This window comes from uncultured Pseudomonas sp., assembly GCF_943846705.1.
In the GTDB taxonomy this organism is placed as follows: Bacteria; Pseudomonadota; Gammaproteobacteria; order Pseudomonadales; family Pseudomonadaceae; genus Aquipseudomonas.
Window position 1 is genome coordinate 621,728 of the sequence record NZ_OX044366.1, and the last position, 21,494, is coordinate 643,221.

At 61.5% G+C, this 21,494-nt stretch carries 23 protein-coding genes; 18 read left to right on the top strand and 5 right to left on the bottom strand.

Going from position 1 to position 21,494, the window contains the following annotated elements; all coding sequences use genetic code 11:
* The first annotated feature begins 37 nt into the window (after positions 1-37).
* Positions 38-646, top strand: coding sequence for a TetR/AcrR family transcriptional regulator (locus Q0V31_RS03015; protein WP_298184359.1), 609 nt, complete (start codon positions 38-40; stop codon positions 644-646).
* A 155-nt stretch (positions 647-801) separates the two neighbouring features.
* Positions 802-1,173 carry a PilZ domain-containing protein gene (locus Q0V31_RS03020; RefSeq protein ID WP_298184361.1) on the top strand — a complete coding sequence of 124 codons (372 nt, stop codon included), beginning with the start codon at positions 802-804 and terminating at the stop codon, positions 1,171-1,173.
* A gap of 45 nt (positions 1,174-1,218) precedes the next feature.
* Here the strand turns inward: Q0V31_RS03020 and radA are convergent, their stop codons facing one another.
* Together radA and Q0V31_RS03030 are read right to left on the bottom strand one after the other, a co-directional pair.
* Positions 1,219-2,583: a DNA repair protein RadA gene (radA, locus tag Q0V31_RS03025; protein WP_298184363.1), complete on the bottom strand. Its 1,365-nt coding sequence runs from the start codon at positions 2,581-2,583 to the stop codon at positions 1,219-1,221.
* Between the two features lie 166 nt (positions 2,584-2,749).
* Positions 2,750-2,992, bottom strand: a complete 243-nt coding sequence (locus Q0V31_RS03030) for a DUF465 domain-containing protein (protein ID WP_298184364.1) — start codon at positions 2,990-2,992, stop codon at positions 2,750-2,752.
* A 209-nt stretch (positions 2,993-3,201) separates the two neighbouring features.
* On the opposite strand from Q0V31_RS03030, the gene Q0V31_RS19690 reads away from it, so the two are divergent.
* The 3 genes from Q0V31_RS19690 to Q0V31_RS03040 all read left to right on the top strand — a co-directional run bounded on the left by Q0V31_RS19690 (position 3,202) and on the right by Q0V31_RS03040 (position 5,087).
* Positions 3,202-3,432, top strand: a complete 231-nt coding sequence (locus tag Q0V31_RS19690; RefSeq protein ID WP_366915229.1) for an EAL domain-containing protein — start codon at positions 3,202-3,204, stop codon at positions 3,430-3,432.
* A gap of 69 nt (positions 3,433-3,501) precedes the next feature.
* A complete protein-coding gene (gene mscL / locus Q0V31_RS03035) occupies positions 3,502-3,915 on the top strand; it encodes a large-conductance mechanosensitive channel protein MscL (protein WP_298184366.1) in 414 nt (137 codons plus the stop codon).
* A gap of 134 nt (positions 3,916-4,049) precedes the next feature.
* Complete coding sequence (locus Q0V31_RS03040; RefSeq protein ID WP_298184369.1) at positions 4,050-5,087, top strand: CNNM domain-containing protein; 1,038 nt, start codon at positions 4,050-4,052, stop codon at positions 5,085-5,087.
* On the opposite strand, the gene Q0V31_RS03045 is transcribed toward Q0V31_RS03040, so the two are convergent.
* Positions 5,078-5,854, bottom strand: coding sequence for a ferredoxin--NADP reductase (locus tag Q0V31_RS03045; RefSeq protein ID WP_298184371.1), 777 nt, complete (start codon positions 5,852-5,854; stop codon positions 5,078-5,080). The two genes, Q0V31_RS03040 and Q0V31_RS03045, sit on opposite strands and share 10 nt — an antisense overlap.
* Positions 5,855-5,925: 71 nt before the next feature.
* Between Q0V31_RS03045 and Q0V31_RS03050 the strand changes: the two genes are divergently transcribed.
* The gene (locus Q0V31_RS03050; protein WP_298184373.1) at positions 5,926-7,050 is read left to right on the top strand and encodes a class I SAM-dependent methyltransferase; all 1,125 of its coding nucleotides are present in this window, start codon (positions 5,926-5,928) and stop codon (positions 7,048-7,050) included.
* A gap of 39 nt (positions 7,051-7,089) precedes the next feature.
* On the opposite strand, the gene Q0V31_RS03055 is transcribed toward Q0V31_RS03050, so the two are convergent.
* Positions 7,090-7,869 (bottom strand): hypothetical protein, encoded by a 780-nt coding sequence (locus Q0V31_RS03055; RefSeq protein ID WP_298184375.1) that lies wholly within the window; start codon positions 7,867-7,869, stop codon positions 7,090-7,092.
* A 33-nt stretch (positions 7,870-7,902) separates the two neighbouring features.
* Positions 7,903-9,576 carry a phosphoethanolamine transferase EptA gene (gene eptA, locus Q0V31_RS03060; RefSeq protein WP_298184376.1) on the bottom strand — a complete coding sequence of 558 codons (1,674 nt, stop codon included), beginning with the start codon at positions 9,574-9,576 and terminating at the stop codon, positions 7,903-7,905.
* A 245-nt stretch (positions 9,577-9,821) separates the two neighbouring features.
* Here eptA and Q0V31_RS03065 point away from each other — a divergent pair, with 245 nt between their 5' ends.
* From Q0V31_RS03065 to Q0V31_RS03120, 12 genes are all read left to right on the top strand, one after another.
* The gene (locus Q0V31_RS03065; protein ID WP_298184378.1) at positions 9,822-10,748 is read left to right on the top strand and encodes a hypothetical protein; all 927 of its coding nucleotides are present in this window, start codon (positions 9,822-9,824) and stop codon (positions 10,746-10,748) included.
* 3 nt (positions 10,749-10,751) lie between these two features.
* Positions 10,752-12,839, top strand: coding sequence for an LTA synthase family protein (locus tag Q0V31_RS03070; RefSeq protein WP_298184380.1), 2,088 nt, complete (start codon positions 10,752-10,754; stop codon positions 12,837-12,839).
* A 33-nt stretch (positions 12,840-12,872) separates the two neighbouring features.
* The gene (locus tag Q0V31_RS03075; protein ID WP_298184381.1) at positions 12,873-13,520 is read left to right on the top strand and encodes a class I SAM-dependent methyltransferase; all 648 of its coding nucleotides are present in this window, start codon (positions 12,873-12,875) and stop codon (positions 13,518-13,520) included.
* An 82-nt stretch (positions 13,521-13,602) separates the two neighbouring features.
* On the top strand, positions 13,603-14,373 hold the full coding sequence (locus Q0V31_RS03080) for a sulfite exporter TauE/SafE family protein (protein WP_298184383.1): 771 nt from the start codon (positions 13,603-13,605) through the stop codon (positions 14,371-14,373).
* A 102-nt stretch (positions 14,374-14,475) separates the two neighbouring features.
* Positions 14,476-14,796 (top strand): nucleotide pyrophosphohydrolase, encoded by a 321-nt coding sequence (locus tag Q0V31_RS03085; protein WP_298184385.1) that lies wholly within the window; start codon positions 14,476-14,478, stop codon positions 14,794-14,796.
* Positions 14,789-15,538 carry a methyltransferase gene (locus Q0V31_RS03090; RefSeq protein ID WP_298184387.1) on the top strand — a complete coding sequence of 250 codons (750 nt, stop codon included), beginning with the start codon at positions 14,789-14,791 and terminating at the stop codon, positions 15,536-15,538. Before Q0V31_RS03085 ends, Q0V31_RS03090 begins: the two co-directional genes overlap by 8 nt.
* A gap of 30 nt (positions 15,539-15,568) precedes the next feature.
* Positions 15,569-16,162: a DUF4136 domain-containing protein gene (locus Q0V31_RS03095; protein ID WP_298184389.1), complete on the top strand. Its 594-nt coding sequence runs from the start codon at positions 15,569-15,571 to the stop codon at positions 16,160-16,162.
* 23 nt (positions 16,163-16,185) lie between these two features.
* Positions 16,186-16,749: a DUF4136 domain-containing protein gene (locus Q0V31_RS03100; protein ID WP_298184391.1), complete on the top strand. Its 564-nt coding sequence runs from the start codon at positions 16,186-16,188 to the stop codon at positions 16,747-16,749.
* A gap of 108 nt (positions 16,750-16,857) precedes the next feature.
* Positions 16,858-17,307, top strand: a complete 450-nt coding sequence (locus Q0V31_RS03105) for a DMT family transporter (RefSeq protein WP_298184393.1) — start codon at positions 16,858-16,860, stop codon at positions 17,305-17,307.
* A gap of 299 nt (positions 17,308-17,606) precedes the next feature.
* The gene (locus tag Q0V31_RS03110) at positions 17,607-19,094 is read left to right on the top strand and encodes a SulP family inorganic anion transporter (protein WP_298184395.1); all 1,488 of its coding nucleotides are present in this window, start codon (positions 17,607-17,609) and stop codon (positions 19,092-19,094) included.
* A 157-nt stretch (positions 19,095-19,251) separates the two neighbouring features.
* Positions 19,252-20,103 carry a universal stress protein gene (locus Q0V31_RS03115; RefSeq protein ID WP_298184397.1) on the top strand — a complete coding sequence of 284 codons (852 nt, stop codon included), beginning with the start codon at positions 19,252-19,254 and terminating at the stop codon, positions 20,101-20,103.
* Between the two features lie 143 nt (positions 20,104-20,246).
* Positions 20,247-21,368: a GGDEF domain-containing protein gene (locus tag Q0V31_RS03120; RefSeq protein ID WP_298184399.1), complete on the top strand. Its 1,122-nt coding sequence runs from the start codon at positions 20,247-20,249 to the stop codon at positions 21,366-21,368.
* Positions 21,369-21,494 lie beyond the last annotated feature (126 nt).

Consider the following 21,494-nt stretch of genomic DNA (forward strand, 5'->3'; position numbering starts at 1 on the left):
ATCCTGACACTGTCAAGTTAGCGGGGAACGCGCAGTAATGAGCAGCAGCACATCGGATTACCATCACGGCAACCTGCGCCAAAGCCTGCTTGAGGCCAGTATCAAGCTGCTGGATAACGAAGGCTTTGATGCCCTCTCGCTCCGCCGCTTGGCCGAAGAAGTTGGCGTGTCACGGCAAGCGCCATACCACCACTTCAGAGACAAACAGGCGTTACTGGCGGCGATTGGTGAGGAGGGTTTCTCACGGCTCAATCAAATACTCGCCATCGTCACCGATGATCAGACATTGAGCCTGGATGAACGCCTGTATCAAGCCGTATTGGGCTACTTGAACTTCGCCCTTGATCACACCGCGCTGTACCGCTTGATGTTCGGCCAGACTCTCTGGCGCGCCGAACACGCACACGAAGACACTGATGAATTTCAGCGCTACGCGAAAGACTGCTTCCGCCAATACGTGCAGTTATTTGACTTACTCAAAGCGGCCGGTGACTTGCCCAGCAGTGAAAACACCTTGCGCCTTGCCCAATTACTTTGGGCGGCCATGCATGGCTTGGCCCACTTGGCTTCAGACGGCCTGTTTGTTAAGCACGATGACTTGGCAGAGATCGCCCGCTATACGATTGCGCGCTTTCGAGCCTCATAAACACCCAGGCAGCCACTGGGTAACGCTGCAGGGCCGCATTTAGCGCCAACGCTAAGGTTTAGCCTGCACACATACGGCATCGTCACGCCGATAAAACCAAGCCATTGGCAGTGGCCTTGGCTATAGTGGCTGAAACCTCGCAGGAGTTTATTTGCATGAGCGATACAGCCAATGAGCGGCGGCGCTTCCACCGCATCGCTTTCGACGCCCCCACCGAGATTGTGCAAGGGCAGCGGCGTTGGGCAGTCGAGCTGCATGACGTTTCGCTGAAGGGCCTGTTGACCAAACGTCCCGACGACTGGAACGGCGACCCTAATCAGCCGTTTACAGCCAGCATCCAACTGGCCGATGACACCCGCGTGACGATGGAAGTGGTGCTGACCCGCATCCAGGCAGACTTGCTTGGCTTTGTCTGCCGGCATATCGACCTCGACTCGATCAGTCACTTACGCCGCCTGGTGGAGCTCAACCTCGGCGATGAGGGCCTGCTCGAACGCGAGCTCGCCGCACTCGGCGAAGAGCAGTAAAACCCAAGGAGGCCTCGTCCTCCTTTTTAATACCTCACCGTTCAGTTATTCAAACAGCGCATCCAGCGCCTGCTCCAGACGCGTCACGGCAATCACCTGCAAGCCGGGAGGCGGATCTTTCGGCGCATTGCCCTTGGGCACGATGGCGCGCTTAAAGCCGTGCTTGGCAGCCTCTTTCAGCCGCTCCTGACCGCTCGGCACCGGGCGAATTTCACCCGACAAGCCCACCTCACCGAAGACCAATAAATCATTCGCCAGCGGCTTGTTGCGCAGGCTGGAAATCACCGCGGCCATCAGTGCCAGGTCGGAGGCGGTTTCCAACACCTTGACCCCGCCAACCACGTTGAGGAACACATCCTGGTCATAGGTGGGAATCCCGCCATGCCGGTGCAACACGGCCAACAGCATAGCCAGGCGGTTTTGATCCAGGCCCAACGTCACCCGGCGTGGATTGGCCATATGGCTGGTGTCGACCAGCGCTTGCACCTCCACCAACATCGGCCGGGTGCCTTCCCAGGTGGCCATCACCACGCTGCCAGGCACTTCTTCTTGGGCGCGGGTGAGGAAGATCGCCGAGGGGTTGGTGACTTCCTTGAGGCCCTTGTCGGTCATGCCGAACACACCCAGCTCGTTGATCGCGCCAAAACGGTTCTTTACCGCACGCAACAAGCGCAGGCGACCATCGGACTCACCCTCGAAATACAACACCGTGTCGACCATGTGCTCGAGTACACGCGGCCCGGCCAGCGCGCCTTCTTTGGTCACGTGGCCCACCAGGAAGATCGCCGTGCCGCTCTGCTTGGCGAAGCGCACCAGCAGCGCCGCACTCTCGCGCACCTGGGCAACGCCACCGGGAGCCGATTGCAGCTGCTCGGTAAAGATGGTCTGGATCGAGTCGATCACCATCACCTTGGGCTTTTCCAGGCGCGCGGTGGCAATGATGCTTTCGATGCAGGTTTCGGTCATCACCTTGAGTTTGTCTTCCGGCAAACCCAGGCGGCGGGCGCGCATAGCCACCTGCTGCTGGGATTCTTCGCCGGTGACATACAGCGCGGGAAAACGAATGGCGATATTGCACAGGGTCTGCAACAGGATGGTTGACTTACCGATGCCCGGATCACCGCCGATCAGCACCACTGAACCATCCACCAGACCGCCGCCGAGCACCCGATCCAGCTCACCGGAGGCGGTGGAAAATCGCGGCACTTCGGCGACGCTGACCTCGGCCAGGGTTTTGATCTGCACCTGCTCACCGGCCCAGCCTGCGCGCCCGCTTGGGGTGGCCGCATGGGCTTCGAGCACCGTTTCAACCAGGGTGTTCCAAGCCTCGCACTCGCCGCACTGGCCGGCCCACTTGGGAAAGGTCGCGCCGCACTCGGTGCAGCCATACATGCGCTTGGCCTTGGCCATGCCGGACTCCTATAAAAACTAAGCCCGGATCATACGAAATAGCTGGATATATTTACAGTCAAACAAGCTTAGAGCGCTTAAGCGTTGCTGCCTCTGCCACAGCCGCCAACTTGAGCTGCCGCGACAGCTCACCCTTAAGGTCGACGCGCGTCGGCAGGCCGCAACGCTATGGCACGTTACGCAAAAATACGGCGAGTTCGTCTTTGAGGCTGACACGCTGCATCTTCAACCCGAGCAGCAGAATCTCATCCATGGCCACGCGCCCGCTTTCAACCTCATAGATGCGCTTATCCAGCTCTTCGTACTCCTCGGCCAAGCGCACGAAATGCCCATCACTGGACAGCAAGGTGTGCAACTGCGTCTTGAACTCGGAAAACTCGCGGTGCAACGGGTGATGTTCCAGTGGCATAACGGCATCCTCATGGTGGGCCTGGGTTGAGCCTAGCCCAGTCATGCCTGCTCTGCCGCCGCACCTGAAATGAAGGTGCCAGCCAACTTCTACTCTCTTGCCCAGCTATCGCAACACACACGAGAACAGGCCTCGCGTACAACAACCGGATGCGTGACTTGCCGTGACAGCCAAGTGCTAGGCTCACCACTGAGCGCCTCACCGTCGCGATCACCACGCATGAGCAGGCGCAGGACTTCGACCAAGACAGCGTACGCCAGATTCTGCTCGAGACGAGCTTGGAGAGGTGCCGCAAACTGAACATTCAGGTGATTGCCGAAGGCATTGAAAGCCTGGGCAAGCTGCGTACATTGCAGGCAATGGGCATGGCGCTATTGCAGAGCCACCTATTGGCCAAACCGGCGTTCGGATCCCTTCCAGACGCGCACTTAACGACCTAAAATCTAGCCGGCAAACTGCCATCACCCAAACTTAAACCAGCCCCGCCTCATCTACTTAGGGAAAACAACATGAGCATAATCAGCGAGTTCAAGTCCTTTGCGGTTAAGGGCAATGTGGTCGACATGGCCGTGGGCATCATCATCGGCGCCGCTTTTGGCAAGATCGTCTCATCCTTTGTCGGCGACATGATCATGCCTCCGCTGGGCATGCTCATCGGGGGGGTGGATTTCTCTGAGCTCGCCGTTGTGCTGAAAGCCGCCGAAGGCGATGTGGCGGCAGTGACCCTCGGCTATGGCAAGTTCATCCAGACCATCATCGACTTTGTGATCGTCGCCTTCGCCATCTTTATGGGCGTCAAGGTGATCAACAAGCTCAAGCGCGAAGAAGAGGCCGCCCCTGCTGCTCCTGCCGCGCCGAGCAAGGAACAGCAGCTGCTCAGCGAAATCCGTGACCTACTCAAGGCGCAGCAAGGCAAGGAGTAAGTCGGCTCAGTACATGCCCGGGGCCTGGGGTCCCTGGCATGTACATGATTTGTTGCAGCTTGCTGCCCCAGCAAAACGCGAATGTGCCGCGTGGTCAGGTACATTAAGCGCCCATTAGCCACACACCCAGCCCAATGACACTCTTACTGGCGTTTGCTGTTCTCTCCATCCTCGTATCATTTATCTGCTCCATTCTCGAAGCCGCACTGCTCTCGCTGACACCGAGCTATATCGTCCAGCAGAGGGCAACCAAGCCCAAGCTTTATGAGCGGCTGAAAGCGCTAAAAGACCAAATCGATCAACCGCTTGCCGCGATCCTTACGCTGAATACTGTGGCCCATACCGTGGGCGCAACCGGCGTCGGAGCTCAAGTGACCGTGGTCTTTGGTGATGGCTACCTCGGCGTGGCATCGGCCGTTATGACCTTACTGATTCTGGTGCTGTCAGAAATCCTGCCCAAAACCATTGGCGCACGTTACTGGCGGACACTGGCGCCTTTTCTACCTGGCCTGCTGGGCGCAATGATCCTCTTACTCAAGCCCTTTATCTTTCTCTCTGACTCGATCATGCGTCTATTGGGCGGTAAAGAGCCCGAGCACGATATCCGCCAGGAAATTAAAGCGCTGACACTCTTAGGCCGCGAATCTGGCCAACTGGATGAGGACGAGCAACGCGTGATTAGCAATATCCTCGACCTGCACGACATCAAGCTACGCGACATCATGACCCCGCGCATCGTCTGCGAGTCCGTGACGCCAGGCGAAACGATCAGTGCGTTCAAGCTGCGAATCAAGCAAAGCCAGTTCTCTCGCTACCCCGTGATCGACGCCAATGAGTCGCCGCTGGGCATGGTGTTCCGCTATGACGCGCTGTCCGCTGAGAATGACGACGAACTCGTGACCAGCATTCTCAAGCCACTCAAAGTGGTATTGGAAACCATGAACGTCGAAAACCTGATGACCTTGCTAATGCAGGAGCGTCAGCACATGTGCCTGGTCTATGACGAATTCGGCAGCTGGCGCGGCCTGGTCACTCTGGAAGACATCATGGAGACCATCATTGGTAAGGCGATCCTTGATGAAACCGATGACATCCCGAATATGCGCCGCTTTGCCAAACGTCGCTGGGAAAGCCGAGTCAAGGCCATCGCCAGTGAAAGCACTTACCAGTAGTTCTCCACTGCCACCTGCCCCGGCCGCCGCGTCAGGCTGAGTTGCAGGCCGCGCTGCTTCAGCAGCGCGCGGGTATCGTCGATCATCTGCGGGTTGCCGCAGATCATCAGCCGCGAATGAGCCGGGTCCAGGCGTAACCCAGCAGCGCGCTCCAACTCGCCACTCGCCAGCAAGGTGGTGATCCGTCCGCCCAGGCAACCGGGCACCTGCTCGCGGGTCACCAACGGCAGATAAACGAAACGCTCGGCGTATTCCTGCAAATGCTCCTGCTGCATCAGCCCCTCAATCAGCGGCTGGTAGGCCAGTTCGCTGGCCGTGCGCGCGCTGTACACCAACACCACCCGCTCGAACCGCTGCCACACCTCCAGGCCCTGGAGAATCGACAGAAAAGGCGCCAGGCCGGTACCACTCGCGAGCAACCAGAGATCGTGGCCATCGGCAAATCGATCGAGGGTGAGAAAGCCCTGCGCCTGTTTCTCCACCAATAAACTATCGCCGACCTGCAGCCGGCTCAGCTCGGAGGTGAACTCGCCGCCCGGCACGACGATGGAGAAAAACTCGAGGAATTCATCATGCGGGGCCGAGACCATCGAATAAGGCCGCCAGACGCAGGTGCCGTCGGCCTTTTGCACGCCCAGGCGGGCAAACTGCCCGGCGCGAAAACGAAACCCCGCATCGCGGCTGCAGCGCAGGCTGAACAGGCTGGGCGACCAAACCTGAATATCGGTCAGGGTTTGCTGGGTGAACTTGTCTTCGCTGGCAGTCATACTGGCTCCACTCTGGTGACACCTCAGCCCAGTGTCCCGCAAACCGCCTCGAACAAACACCAGCAGCCTATATGCCTATATTCGTTACGCCTTTCGCCCAACTCGACCTGATTCGCCAACCCGACCAGCTGCATGAGCCGCTGCAGGCATTCGATGCCGCCGACGAATACCTGCTCAACCATGTGCATGAGCACGGGCAGCCTGACGCTGCGCGAGTGTTAGTGCTGAATGACAGTTTCGGCGCACTGGCGGCCAGCCTCGCCGGTCAGGCGCACATCACCAGCAGCGGTGACTCGCACCTCGGCCACTTAGGTTTGCAGGTCAACCTGCAGCGCAACCAGCTGCCGGCAGATGCCGTGCGTTTTGTCCCGGCCAGTGCCACCGCGCAGGGGCCATTTGATCTGGTGCTGATCCGCGTGCCGAAAACCCTGGCACTGCTGGAGGAGCAGCTGATACGCCTGCACGGCCAGCTCGCGCCTGGCGCACAGGTGATTGCCGCCGCCATGGTCAAACACCTGCCACGCGCCGCCGGTGATCTGCTGGAGCGCTACATCGGTCCGGTGCAGGCTTCGCTGGCGGTGAAAAAGGCCCGCCTGCTGTTCGCCACGCCAGAAGCTAAACCAGCGGCGCGATCGCCCTACCCCACGGCTTACCGCTTGGATAAACCCGCGATTGAGCTGCGCAACCACGCCAACCTGTTCTGCCGCGAAGACCTGGATATCGGCACCCGCGCCTTCCTGCCGCACCTGCCCAAACACCTCAGCCGCATGCGCGTGGCCGATCTCGGCTGCGGCAATGGCGTGCTCGCTATCGCTTACGCCCTGGGCAGCACGCAGGCCGAACTGACGCTGGTGGATGAATCCTATATGGCCGTGCAGTCCGCTGAGGAAAACTGGCGCGCCGCCCTTGGTGAACGGCCAGTAGACATCCGCGCAGAGGATGGCTTGGCCGAACAGCCTGCGGACTCGCTGGACTTGGTGCTGTGCAACCCGCCCTTCCACCAGCAACAGGTGGTCGGCGACTTCCTCGCCTGGCGCATGTTCCAACAGGCCCGCGCCGCCTTGGTGACAGGCGGCGAACTGTGGATAGTCGGCAACCGCCACCTGGGCTACCACGCCAAGCTGAAGCGCCTGTTCCGCGGCGTCGAGCAGGTGGCAGCGACGCCGAAGTTTGTGGTGCTCAAGGCGATCAAGTAATCCCCACGCCGCGCCTGCACACCCAGTTCCGCGCAGCCATTAACGCCGCGTTGCAGAGAGCGCCGCACGGCGTTGTTGCCAGGTCAGCAACGCCACCAGGCCAACAATAATCACCGCAAATACTTCGCTGGTGCCGACCACACCCAGGCCCAGCCCGCCTTTGGCCACCGAATGCGACAGCCAGTCGCCACAGGATGCGCCAAACGGTCGGGTGAGAATGTAGGCCATCCAGAAACTCGGCACCGCGCCGAGCTTGAACAGGTAATGCGCCACGCCCACCAAGCCAATCGCCGCCAAGAACAACAGCGCGGACACGGCATAGCCCAGGCGCATTTCCTCAGCCACCCAGTCGCCTGCCGCCGTGCCGAGAGCAAAGGTCATGAGGATCGCCAGCCAGTAGAAATACTCACGTCGCCCGCGATAGATGGTGCGGATCGACAAACTGCGTTCGCAGGCATACCAAAGCGCAAATGTCAGTGCCAACGCCACGCTGAAAAACACCGTAGTGCTGGTCAACGCCACGCCGTAGGTGTCGACCAAACTGTCCGTCAGCAGCGTGCCAAAGATGCTCACCTGCACCACGCACAACCAGTACGCCCAGGGCTCGTACTGCGCGCGACGTAACTGCACGGCCATGACCAGCAGTAACAGCGCACCCATGATCAGGGTGGTGACGGGCAGGCCGACATGCAGTTTGAAAATCAGAAAATCGGCACCGGTTTCCCCCACCGTGGTGGACATAATCTTGATCAACCAGAACACCAGTGTCACCGCCGGCACTTTATTCAGCGCGGGCTCTACAGCATGGGCAGCGTGCATCACATCACCTCTCGCGAATCATCTGTTTCTGCGTCAGTCGGCACGCAGGTCACTGTGCTCAACCTGCTGAGCCACAGTGGTCGGCATGCAGCCGTGGAAGATATCCAGCTGCGGCTGATAAACCGAAGTACGCACCCCCATCAGGCCGATCAGCGAATGGAACAGGTTGTCATGCGACACCGGCTGGCTTGCCTGCTGGCGTAGGCAGTCGGCGGAAATACCGCTGCTGCGCTGCATGCCATCAGAGAACCACAGCAGCATGGGGATATGGGTTTGCTCGCTCGGTGCCATCGCGTAGGGCACACCGTGCAGGTACATGCCGTGCTCGCCCAGCGATTCGCCATGGTCCGACAGGTACAGCATGGCCGTGTCCAGGCGCGCGGCATTGCTGCGCAGCAAGTCGATGGTGGCGGCCAGCACATGGTCGGTGTAGAGCAGGCTGTTGTCGTAGGCATTGACGATGCTGGCGCTGTCACAGCGATCCAGTTGCACCTCTTTACACACCGGGGTGAAGCGCTCGAAGGCGGCGGGGTAGCGTTTGTAATAGGCCGGGCCATGGCTGCCCTTCATGTGTAGCACCACCAGGCTGTCACGCGTCAGGCTGTCGAGGTAGGTCTGCAGGTTATGCAGCAGCGCCGCGTCGTGGCATTCACCTGCGTCACAGAACTCAGCCAGGTTGAGGTGCGATACATCCTCACGGGGCACCCGATCACAGGCGCCCTTGCAGCCGGAATTGTTGTCGCGCCAGAGCACGCCGACGCCGGCGCGCTGCAACACATCCAGCAAGCCTTCACGATTACTGGCCATCGCGTCCTTGTAATCGGCGCGGCCGAGGTCCTGGAACATGCACGGCACCGACACCGCCGTGGCCGTACCGCAGGAGGAGGCATTTGGGAAGTTGATCACGTCGCGCTGCGCCAGCTCCGGGTTGGTCGGCCGCGCATAACCGTTAAGGGAAAAATTCGCCGCACGCGCCGTTTCACCCACCACCAACACGGTGACGCGCGGCCGCTGCTGGGTGCTGACCACGCTGATGCGATGCGCGTCGGCACCCACCACTTCAAGCACCGCTGGCGCGGCCAGTTCACGCTTGAGGTAGCCGTGCACCGCCGCCACCACATTCGACGGCACCAGCATCAGGCGCACCTCGCGGTGATTACGAATCAACGAGGCATAAGGCTGGTACTGACTCATGACCAGCACGGCAAATACGCCCAGCAGCGCCGCCATGCTCGCCAGCTTGCCCGCCAGCTCGCGCCGCCACGTCAGGGCGCGAGTCGGCATACGGCTGATCAACAGCGCAGGCAGCACACCCAGCAACAGCAGCCAGAGCAGCAGACGGCCATTGAACAATTCGCTGGCTTCGGCGCTATCGGTCTGCAGCACGTTGGTCAGCATGTTGTAGTCGATGACGATGCCGTAGCTGTGCATAAAGTAGCTGGCCCCGGCCGACACCAGCACCAGCGCGCACAGCACCGGTTTAGTCAGACGGCCCCAGGCCAGCAGGCTGAGCAGCACGTACAGCCAGATCCACACAAACAGCGGCAGGCTGAGCAAAAACAGCGGGCTGTCATTGCTCATGCCGCCCACGCCCTGCCAGACCGTATGCCAGAACGGCAGGTTCATACTGACCATCAACCACAACGCCACCAGCATGGTCAGCACGTTACGGCTTACGGCCAACCGCTTCACAATCGATTCGCTCACAGCGCACCCGAGTAGATAACAAGACTGCAGCGAATCTACTCAGGCGCTTGTGAAACGCCTGTCGGCGATATGTGAAAAAACTGTCGCGTTTTATCCGCTAGCTTTCGACTTTCAACCCCGTGCAAACACGCAAGGCCCGGCCATTGTTGAGCCGCCGGCGACTCACGAATTTTTCACACTCTTTTGACGCGAAATTGAATGCCCGGCTTCTAGGATGCAGCACTGCCTACCGATGGATATTGCCCATGCTGCCCACATCCTTACTCGACAAGCCGTTGTCCGCGCCCGCCGACCTGCTCAATGCGCTCAAGCCGAGCGGTAAACGCAGCGGCCTGCTGGTGGCGCAGCTGTCGCTGATGGTGCTGCTTGCCACGTTCGCCTACATGGGCTGGCGTCACCTGTATCCACCTGTAGCGGAAACGGACTGGCGCTATGCGGTGTTCCTCGACGGCATCGAGAAAGTCAGCGCGATAGCCCTGGATGCCGAAGGCGGCTTGCTGCTCAGCGAAGAGCTGCAAAGCGGCGAGGGGCGTATTCTGCGTTACAGCGCCGACGGCAGCCTTGAGCCGGTCGAGGCTGGCCTGTCCAAGCCCGACGGCATGATCAGCTACCGTGGCGGCGTAGTGTTCAGCCAGGAGCAAGGCGATGAAGCCGTACTCTGGCGCACCCCGGAACGCACCGTCGAACTGTTCGCCGGCAGCAATGTCGAAGGCCTCGCCAATGATGGCCAGTACCTCTATGCCATTGAGGACCGCCACGGCGATGGGCGCTTGTTGCGCTACGACCCGGTCAGCGACACCACCCTGGTGCTGCGCACCGGCCTGGATCAAGCCGAAGCCATTAGCGCTTGCCCCGATGGCCGCCTGTTCTACAGCGAGAAGAAAAACGGCACGGTCTCGCAGCTGCATGCAGAAGGCCATGACAGCGTGGTGCTGAGCGGCCTTAACCAACCCGGCTTTCTCCTGTGCAACAGCGAGGGCTTGTGGATTACCGAAGACGCCACGCACATGGCGCGCCTACTACGCCTTGCCCCGGACGGCCAACTGCACACGGTGCTGTCGCACCTGCGCTCGGCACAAAGCCTGATTGAAACCCGCCCGGGTCATTACCTACTCGCCGAACAAGGCCGCAACCGCGTGCTGAGCCTGCAACGCCACCCGACAGGAAATTGATTGATGCCCGCCACCTCTACCCGCTCCGCCTCAGGCCGCAACGGTTTGCAGCAACACCTGCTGTTCACGGCGCTGAGCGGCATTCTGCTGATGCTGATGTACAGCCTGCTGCGTGCGGCGCTACTGGTTTACAACCATGAGCTGATCGGCGACACCAGCACCCGCGACCTGCTTGAAGCCTTCGGTAACGGCCTGCGTTTTGATCTGCGCCTGGTGGTTTTTGCCCTGGCCCCACTGCTGCTGGTGATGGGCAGCCGGCGCTTGATGGCCGCGCGCACCTGGCAACTGATCTGGCTCAGCGCAGTGGCCAGCCTGACCCTGTTTCTCGGCGTGCTGGAGCTGGACTTCTACCGCGAATTTCACCAGCGTCTCAATGCGCTGGTGTTTCAGTACCTCGGCGAAGACCCTGGCACCGTGCTGAGCATGCTCTGGCATGGTTTCCCGGTCGGCCGCTACCTGATCGCCTGGGCACTGGCCAGCTGGCTGTTGTTCAAGACCCTGCAAGCCATCCACCGCCTGGCACCGCCGGCCGACCCAAGCCTCACGCCAGTTGCGGGCGAGCGCTGGTACTGGCGCATCAGCGTGTTCACCCTGTGCCTGCTGCTCGCCGTCGTCTCGGCGCGCGGCACCTTACGCCAGGGCCCACCGCTGCGCTGGGGCGACGCCAGCACCACCGAGTCGGTGTTCGCCAACCAACTGGGCCTCAACGGCACCCTGAGCCTGATCGATGCGGGCAAAGCGCGCTGGTCCGATCACCGTGACAACCAATGGAAGGCCAGCCTGCCCGCAGACGCAGCCCAAGCGCTGGTGCGGCAGATGCTGCTGACCCCGCAGGATCAGCTTATCGACGCCGACCAAGCGGCGATCCGCCGTATCAGTACGCCCAAGCCACAGCTGCAATTGCCGGTGCGCAATGTGGTAGTGATCCTGATGGAAAGTTTCGCCGGCCACTATGTCGGCGCGCTCGGCGGCCAAGGCGCTATCACTCCGAACTTCGACCGTTTGACTGAGGAGGGCCTGCTGTTCACCCGCTACTTCTCCAACGGCACCCACACCCACCAGGGCATGTTCGCCACCATGGCCTGCTTCCCCAACTTGCCGGGCTTCGAGTACCTGATGCAAAGCCCGGAAGGGGCCAATAACTTCTCCGGGCTGCCGCAGTTGCTCGGCGAGCGCGGCTATGACGACCTCTATGTGTACAACGGCGACTTTGGCTGGGACAACCAGAAAGGCTTCTTCGGCAACCAGGGCATGAGCCACTTTATTGGCCGCAATGACTACGTCGACCCGGTGTTTTCCGACCCGACCTGGGGCGTTTCCGACCAGGACATGTTTGCCCGCGCCGACCAGGAACTGCGCAAGCTGGATCGCCAGCGGCCGTTTTATGCCCTGCTGCAAACCCTGTCCAACCACACCCCCTATGCCCTGCCCGACCCACTGCCGGTGGCGCCGGTCAGCGGCTTCGGCTCCAACGACGAACACCTCACGGCTATGCGCTATTCGGACTGGGCCTTGGGCCAGTTCTTTGAGAAGGCGCGTAAAGCCCCCTACTTCAAGGACACCCTGTTCGTGATCGTCGGCGACCACGGCTTTGGCAGCCCCGAGCAGCTCAGCGACATCGACCTGTATCGCTTCCACGTGCCGCTGCTGGTGATTGCCCCGGGTATTCAGGAACAGTTCGGCACACGCAATGACATTGCCGGCACCCAGCTGGACATCGTGCCGACCATCATGGGTCGGCTTGGCGGCCCGGTGCAGCAGCAATGCTGGGGCCGCGACCTGTTGGCGCTGGACCCGGCCGATCCGGGCATAGGCGTGATCAAGCCCTCCGGCAGCGATCAGACCGTCGCCCTGGTGTCCGGGACCAACCTGTTGATTCAGCCGCGCGACGGCGCGCCGCGCCTGTATGACTACAAGCTGCATGAGCACGCAGGCGTGCAAGCCCTCGACAACGCCGCACTGCAACAGCACCTGCTGCCGCGCCTGCAGGCCTTTTTGCAAGTCGCCACCCAGAGCCTGTTGAGCAACACCGCCGGGGTCGGCAACACGCAGCCCAGCGCGGGGCAGACCGCCGCGCACAACAGCCCATAACCCAGCCGTGATCGCGAGCCCCCGGACCGCCCTATGTCGAGCCACCCGCACAGCACGCCACACCTGCCAAACGTCGGGGTGGGCCAATCGTCCGCCAGGCGCATGCTGAGCCGCATGGTCCGCCGTGCGGCACAGTGGCGCGCCCGGCAGCTGATCAGCAGCGCCCTGAAATTAGCCGACGAGCCCAGCCTGGTGCTCGACCTGCCCTGTGCCGCCGACGGCTTCTGGCCGTTGCTGCACACCAGTAATAGTCGTGTGGTGATTGCCGCCGAGACCACTACTGAGCGCCTGACAGCCGCACTGGCAGGGCTTGCGCCGGCCCTCGCCTGCCGGGTTCACCCCCTGCAAACCTCGCTGCTGGCGATTGACCTGGGGGCCAATGCCGTGGACTGTATTTTCTGCATGCACACCCTGCATCTAGTCGACGATCCACAGCGCCGGCTGGCCCTGCTGCGCGAGTTCAACCGGGTCACGCGCGACAGTGTGATCGTTTCAGTCTGGGTCGATGGCAACCTCGAAGCGGCGCGCCAAACCGCGCTCAGCCCGCGCAACGGCCAGGTTCAGCCTCGGGCGCAGATTGAGCGCGAGTTCACTGAGGCGGGCTTTCGCATCGGCGGCCACCGCGACTTTATCCCGGGCGTGGCCATGCTGCGCCTGTATGTGCTGCACAAACGCAGCTAACGAAAACGCCTACGACCTTGATCGACATGGTCGAACCGCACGGGGCTGGGTATGCTGCGCCTTTTTTGTGCGAGCGATTGCCATGCCTGTGTCCGATATTCTGCTATTGGTACTTGCCGGTTTTGCCGCCGGCGGGATGAATGCCCTGGCCGGTGGCGGCACGTTTTTCTCCTTCCCGGCATTGCTCGCCGCCGGCCTGCCACCAGTAACCGCCAACGCCACCAATGCCGTGGCGCTGTGGCCGGCCAGCCTGGCGGGGGCTTGGGCGGCGCGGGCCTCACTGCGGCCCTTGGGCGGCTATTTAGTGCCGTTGCTCGCCGCCGGCCTGGCCGGCGGTTTGCTCGGCGGTCTGCTGCTGCTGGTGGGCGGCGATGCGGTATTTGCCAAGCTGATTCCCTGGTTGCTGCTGGCCGCCACCAGCCTGTTTGCCGCCAGCCCCTGGCTCAGCCGCTGGCTGGCGGCGCGGCGCGCCGAAGCCGCGCAGCCACCGCACACACCCCTGTCGCTTGCCGCCCACGTCGGCGTGTCAATTTATGGCGGCTATTTCGGTGCCGGCATGGGTATTTTGCAGCTGGCGGCCTTCTCCATCGAAGGCCACCCACTGGCCCGCGCCAACGCGCTGAAAAACCTGATTTCAGCGGTGATCTACAGCGTGGCCACCGCCACTTTTATCATTGCCGGGCGGGTCAGTTGGTATGAGCTGGTGATTCTGCTGGTCGGGGCGACAGTCGGCGGTTATGTCGGCGGCGCGTTGGGGCAACGCTTGCCTGCCGGCTTGCTGCGTCTGCTGGTGATCGGCGTGGGCAGCGGCATGACCGCCTACTACTTCTGGGTCACTTACTTCGCTCAATAGCCGGGACCAGCCAGCGCAGGCACTCAACAACAGCGATCTAGCCGCCGCTTGCACAGCGTCGATGAACCCCCGAAGCTATGCGCCTGTTGACTGGAGCGCCTGATGAACCTCGCCGAACTGACCACCCGCATGCACGCCATTCGTGATCGCAACGACTGGCGGCCCTTCCACAGCCCGAAGAACCTGGCCATGGCCGCCAGCGTGGAAATGGCCGAGCTGGTGGAGATTTTCCAGTGGCTGACCGAGCAGCAGTCACGCCAGCTGCCCGCCGAACAACTCGCGCATGCCGGCCAGGAAGTCGGCGATATCGTGCTCTATCTGATCCTCCTCTGCGCTGAGCTGGGCCTGGATATGGAGCAAGTGGTGCGCGCCAAACTGGCCGACAACGAAAACCGCTTTTTAGGGGCAGCGCACAATGACTGATCGGCACTTCGATGAAATGGCCACGCGCTTCGCGGAAAAGATCTATGGCGGCGCCAAGGGCGCGATTCGCCTCGCCGTGCTGCAGGCGGACCTGGCTGAAGCCTTGCCCGACCGCCCGCTGCGGGTGCTGGATATCGGCGCGGGGCTGGGCCATATGTCGTTATGGCTGGCTGAGCGCGGCCATCAGGTGACCCTGGCCGAACCCGCCGCGCCGATGCTGGCCGGCGCCCGCGAGCGCTTTGCCGCCGCCGGCCAGCCGGCTAGCTTTATTCAAGCCCCATGGCAGGACTTGCTCGGCCAACTAGAGCAGCCCTTTGACCTGGTGATCTGCCACGCGGTACTGGAATGGCTGGCCGAGCCGCACAGTATTTTGCCGGTGCTGCATCAGCTGTGCGCACCGGGCGGCTGGTTATCGCTGGCGTTCTACAACAAGGATGCCTTGATCTACCGCAACCTGCTCAAAGGGCACTTCCGCAAACTGCGCAAAGCCGAGTTCGCCGGCGAGAAACAAAGCCTGACCCCACAAATGCCGCTTGATCCACGCGAGCTGACAGCGCAACTTGAACCGAGCTGGCGAGTCGAAAGCCAGAGTGGTGTACGGGTGTTCCACGACTATATGCCGCAGCCGTTCCAGGCCAAGGCCGAGCTGATCGACCTGCTGGAAATGGAGCTGGCCTACCGACGCCATCCCAGCTTTGCCGGCCTAGGTCGTTATCTACACTGGATTTGTCGGCCCCAATGATTTCACCGCCACCGGCTCTGGAGGCAGCACATGTTCAAGTTCAGCGTTCTACTGCTACTGCTCACCCTGGCGGCTTGCCAGAGCCAGAACCCCTATGCACCCAATAGCCAGCGCCTGGCGCCAGCACCCGCGCACACCGCCCAGCCGCTGGATCGCAGCGCCTACCCGGCACCGCCGCGTGATTACGCCCGCTACCGCACCTGGAGCTGGCAACGCCTGCCGGCCGCTACCGCCTGGGCCAGTTCCGAACAGGTGCAGGAAGCCCTGAGCAACGCCCTCGACCAACGCGGCCTGCGCCCGTACCGGGCAGGGGCCAGCAGCGACCTACAGGTCACTGCCGAGCTGCGCGTGGAACAGCGTGTCCGTCAGGTTCGCGAAGACTACGGCAGCCATTACGGTAACAGCCGTTATGGCGACCAATACGGCATGTGGGGCAGCGCACCGCTGGTGCGCAGCTATAGCGAAGAGGTCATCGTGGTGCGCATTGACCTGTTCGACGGCCAAGATGGTCAACCCGTCTGGAGCGCCAGCGCCGAAACCCTGAGCAGCGGCAGCCAGAGTGAACGCGCGGCCGCCCTGCGCAACGCTATTCAACAGGCCATGACGGCTTACCCACCGAACTGACCGCAGTCTCCGAGGAGCGCCTCATGCGTGCATTACTGTTGCTATTGCCCCTGCTGCTGATACTCAGCGCCTGCCAGACGCCACTACTGGAACGCGACTTTGATCCCAACCGCGACTTTGCCGCCTACCGCAACTGGAGTTGGCAGGAACCTGGCGTGCAGTACAAGCCCGATGACCCACGCCTCAACAGCGACCTCACCGGCCAGCGCATCCGCGCCGCAGTCAGCGAGCAACTCGAACAGCGCGGCCTGCGCGCTGCGGCAGGCAACACCCCAGGCGACCTCAAGGTGCAGGTCTGGTTGATCGTCGACAAGCGCCAGCAGCAAGTCAGCACCCAGGTTGGCGGGAGCTGGGGCGACCCATGGGGCGGCGGCTTCTGGGGCGGGCCGAGTTATGTGGAAACCCGCAACGTGGACTATCAGGTCAGCACCTTGCAGATTGATTTGCTCGACGGCAAAGACGGCCAACTGGTCTGGCGCGGCAGTGCCGAACAGGTGCTGCGTAACCGCCAACCCACCCCACGCGAGCGTGAAACCGCGATTCGCCAGACCGTCGCCGAAGTGCTGAGCCAATACCCGCCGCGCTAAGCAACGCTTACTCGCGATACGTCAGGCAAGCACCCAGGCAGCCTAAAGCTGACGAGGCAACCAGCTTTTGCGGCATAATCGCCCGCTTTAGCTGTTCTGGAGCGCCCCATGCCTGCCCCAATCTGGTGGTTACTGGCCCTGCCATTTTTTGCCGGCGCCTGCCTGCCGCTGCAAGCGGGCATCAATGGTCAGCTGGCCAAGCACGTCTCCAGTGTTTTGGCCGCGTCGCTGGTGTCCTTTGCCGTAGGCACCTTGGCCCTGTTGATATTAGTGCTGGCCCAACGTGAGGTCCCCAGCCTCGGAGCCTTGAAAGGCCTGAGCTGGTGGCATTGGAGCGGCGGTTTTCTGGGGGTGATGTTTATCGCCACCGCCGCCTTTGCCGGGCCCAAGGTCGGTGCCGTGCTGTTTATGGCACTGGTGATCGCCGGGCAACTGAGCATGGCCGTAACCCTGGACCACTTCGGCTGGGCTGGCTTTCGCGAGGCACCGATTAGCGCCGGCAAGCTTGGCGGCCTGCTGCTGATCATCGCCGGCATCTGGCTAATCCGCCGCGGCTAGGCCGGAGGCCGCGGCCTGCCAGGGTGTCTGCCGATACTCGGTATGTTAAGGTGGCCGCCCTTTTCGCCTGACTGGATAGAGGCAGGTCGCAATGACACTGGCCCGACCATCACGTTGGTTGCCTACGCCGCCATAGCGTTTTGCCCCTATCGCGCAAAGCCCGGCAGGTTAAACACCGCGCCCGGCGTTGCTCATGCGCACGCCCAATTAGGCTGCGCTACGCTCGATGTACCCCGTTTTATTAGCCCATCCGCCCTGCCCTTGCGTGCATTTGCGGAGCCCAGCCTTCGGAACCCACGATGCTACAAAGCCTGAAAAACACCTGGTTCTTTAATATTCGCGGCGATGTACTCGCCGGCCTCGTCGTCGCGCTTGCGCTGATCCCGGAAGCCATCGCGTTTTCCATTATTGCCGGGGTTGACCCAAAAGTCGGCCTGTACGCCTCGTTCTGCATTGCCGTGGTGATTGCCTTTGTCGGCGGTCGTCCAGGCATGATCAGCGCCGCGACCGGGGCCATGGCCTTGGTCATGGTGACACTGGTCAAGGAGCATGGCCTGCAATACCTGCTGGCCGCCACGCTGCTGACCGGGGCACTGCAGATTCTCGCTGGCTACCTCAAGCTGGGCAGCCTGATGCGCTTCGTCTCGCGCTCGGTGGTTACCGGTTTCGTTAACGCCCTGGCGATTCTGATCTTTATGGCGCAGTTGCCCGAATTGACCAACGTTACCTGGCACGTTTACGCCATGTGCGCCGCAGGCCTGGGCATCATCTACCTATTCCCCTATGTGCCGAAGCTCGGCCAGCTGATCCCTTCGCCACTGGTATGCATTCTGACCATGACTGCCGTGGCGATGTACTTCGGCCTGGATATCCGCACCGTCGGTGACATGGGCGAACTGCCAGACACCCTGCCAATCTTCCTCTGGCCAGACGTACCGCTGAACCTGGAAACCCTTGGCATCATCTTCCCTTACGCCGCCGCATTGGCCGTGGTCGGCCTGCTGGAATCGATGATGACCGCCACCATCATTGATGACCTCACCGACACCAACAGCGACAAAAACCGCGAATGCAAAGGCCAAGGCGTAGCGAATATCGCGTCCGGTTTGCTCGGCGGCATGGCCGGCTGCGCGATGATCGGCCAGTCGGTGATCAACGTGAAATCCGGCGGCCGTGGCCGCCTGTCGTGCCTGGTGGCCGGCGCGGTGCTGTTGTTGATGGTGGTGTTTCTCAGTGACTGGGTCAGCCAGATCCCCATGGCCGCACTGGTGGCGGTGATGATCATGGTGTCGATCGGCACCTTCAGCTGGGACTCGATCCGCAACCTGAAAACCTTCCCGCTCTCGACCAATATCGTCATGCTCGCCACCGTGGCCGTCACCGTTTACACCCATAACCTGGCATACGGCGTGTTCGTCGGCGTGCTGCTGGCCGCGATGTTTTTTGCCAACAAGATCGGCCACTTCCTCTACATCAACTCAGAAGCCGACAGCGATGGCAGTCAGCGCACCTACACCGTTGTCGGCCAGGTGTTCTTCAGTTCGGCCGACAAGTTCGTGGCAGCCTTTGATTTCAAGGAAGCCGTGAGCAAGGTCATTATCGACCTGTCCCGTGCGCACTTCTGGGACATTACCGCCGTCGCTGCATTGGATAAGGTGGTGATCAAGCTGCGCCGCGAAGGCACCGAAGTCGAAGTGCTGGGCCTCAACGAAGCCAGCGCCACCATCGTCGACCGCTTTGGTGTGCACGATAAGGACAACGCCACCGATCTGCTGTCGGGCCACTAAGAGGGGTTTACAAATTACTGCGCTCGGCCATGCAGTGTTGAAGTCAGCCTCAAAATGCTCATGTACTACTCGTACACTCCGCTTTTTCGGCTGACTTCGCCTTGCCTGTCCATCGCTCGCTACTTTTGTAAATTCCCTCTAAACATGGAGAACAACGATGACCCAAGTAATGGCATGCATTGATGGTTCGCAATCCACGCGCGCGGTCTGTGATTACGCCGCCTGGGCCAGCCAGCGCCTGAGTGCGCCGCTGACCCTGCTGCACGTATTGGATGCAATGCAGTATCCGACCCAGTCGAACCTGTCCGGCACGATTGGTTTGGGCAGCCGTGAGCATTTGCTTGAAGAGCTAGCCAGCCTGGACCAGCAACGCCACACGCTGGCCATGGAGCAAGGCCGCCTGATGCTCGAAGCGGCGCGTGAGCGGGTGCAGGCCGATGGCGTCGAGACGGCCCAACTGCGCCAACGCCATGGTGACTTGGTCGAATGCCTGGATGAACTGCAAGCAGACATCCGCCTGCTGGTCATCGGCCGCCAAGGCACCGCCAGCGACAGCCTCAAGCAACTGCTCGGCGGCCACCTGGAGAACGTCATCCGCACCCTGCACCGTCCAATACTGGTCAGCTGTGGCGAGTTCAAGGCACCGCAAAGCTACATGCTGGCCTATGACGGCAGCGTCACGGCGCGTAAAAGCCTGGAGTTGATCGCCGCCAGCCCGTTGCTCAAAGGCCTGCCCTGCCATCTGGTGATGATCGGCGCAGACACCAGCGATGCCCGCGAACAACTGAAAGCGGCTGCACGTGTAGTGCAAGACTCGGCGAGTGAAGTGCATCAGGTCATTCGTGCTGGTGAAGTGGAACCTGCGCTGCACGCTTACCAGCTTGAGCAAGGCATCGACTTGCTGGCCATGGGTGCTTACGGGCATTCGCGGATTCGCCAGTTTCTGCTTGGCAGCACCACCACGACCCTGCTGCGCACCAGCAACAGCGCACTGCTAATCCTGCGCTGATCTCCCGCTACAGCGGCCTATCGCTGGCCGCTGTAGCGGCATACAGCGAAAAAGCCACACACATTTTCTGCTGGCCCTCTGACAGCTTTTTCACCATTAACCCGTTATGCTGCAATCACGCCGTTATTTTGTGATCACAGGCCATGACTGAAGTTCACGTCCCACGCCAACCACACGTTTTCGCACTCTGGCGCGAAGCCCAGGACACGCACTCGCGTTCGCCTCTGGGCGGTATCTATTACCTGCTGGCGTGGCTACTCCTCTGGATATTCAGCAATACGCCTGGCGCACTGCTGCTGCCCGGCATCCTCGGCGCTGCGCTATTTGCCCTGCTGCTGGCCTTGCGCGTGCTGCACCGGCTTCCTCAGGAGCAGACCTGCGAAGCACTGCAACGCTGGATCAACCTGCACTGGTGCCTGATGCTGATTACTGCGCTGAGTTGGGGACTGATCAATGCCCAGGCGCAAATCAACCCGCTGTTCAGCAGCTCGGCGGCTATTGCCACCCTCAGCACCATCGCCTTCAGCACCGCCTTGGCTTTCAGCTTTGCCATGCGCAAGCAACACGCCATCCTGGCGCTGCTGCTGATTTACCTGCCCGGCCTGCTAACCCTGGCACTGGCCTGGCGCGAGCAGTACGCCACCCTCATCACCCTGAGCTTCTACCTGAGCTACTTGCTACTGGTGCTTAACCGCAGCCACCGCGAATACCACAACACCCTGGCCCTCGAGCTGCAACTGCTCGACCAGCAAGAGCGCCTCGAACACCTTAGCCGTACCGATAGCCTGACCCAGCTGGGCAACCGTTATCAGTTCAACAGCCTGTTCCCAGCGCTGCTGGCCAACGCTCAACGGCAGAACCAGCCGTTGTCATTGGTCCTGCTGGATATCGACTTCTTTAAGCGGATCAATGACGAGTTTGGCCATGGCTGTGGCGACAGCTGCCTAAGTGACTTTGCCGAACGCATGCGCCAGAGCTTCCGCCGTGACAGCGACACCCTGCTGCGCTTGGGCGGTGAAGAGTTCGGCATCCTGATGCCCAATACCTCACTGGAGCAGGCGCGCTTGCTCGCCGAGCAGTTTCGTCAGGCGCTGGAGCGCGAAGGCTTTAATATCTCGGGGGAGACCCTGCCGCTGACCGCCAGCCTGGGCGTGGGCTGTTACGACAGACAGCGCGACAGCAGCGCCGAGGGTTTCTTCAAGCGGGTCGATGATGCCCTGTATCAAGCCAAGGCGGCCGGGCGCAACCGCCTGCAGCTAGCCTGAGCCTGGCGGCATAAGCAGGCCGCCGGGTAGCATTGAGGCAATCGAGCCAGCCGCGGGTGCCGCCATGCTAGCGGGCTCTACGCAAACTCTAGGAGCGGCCTTGGCGGCGCAGCTTCTACCGGCTCC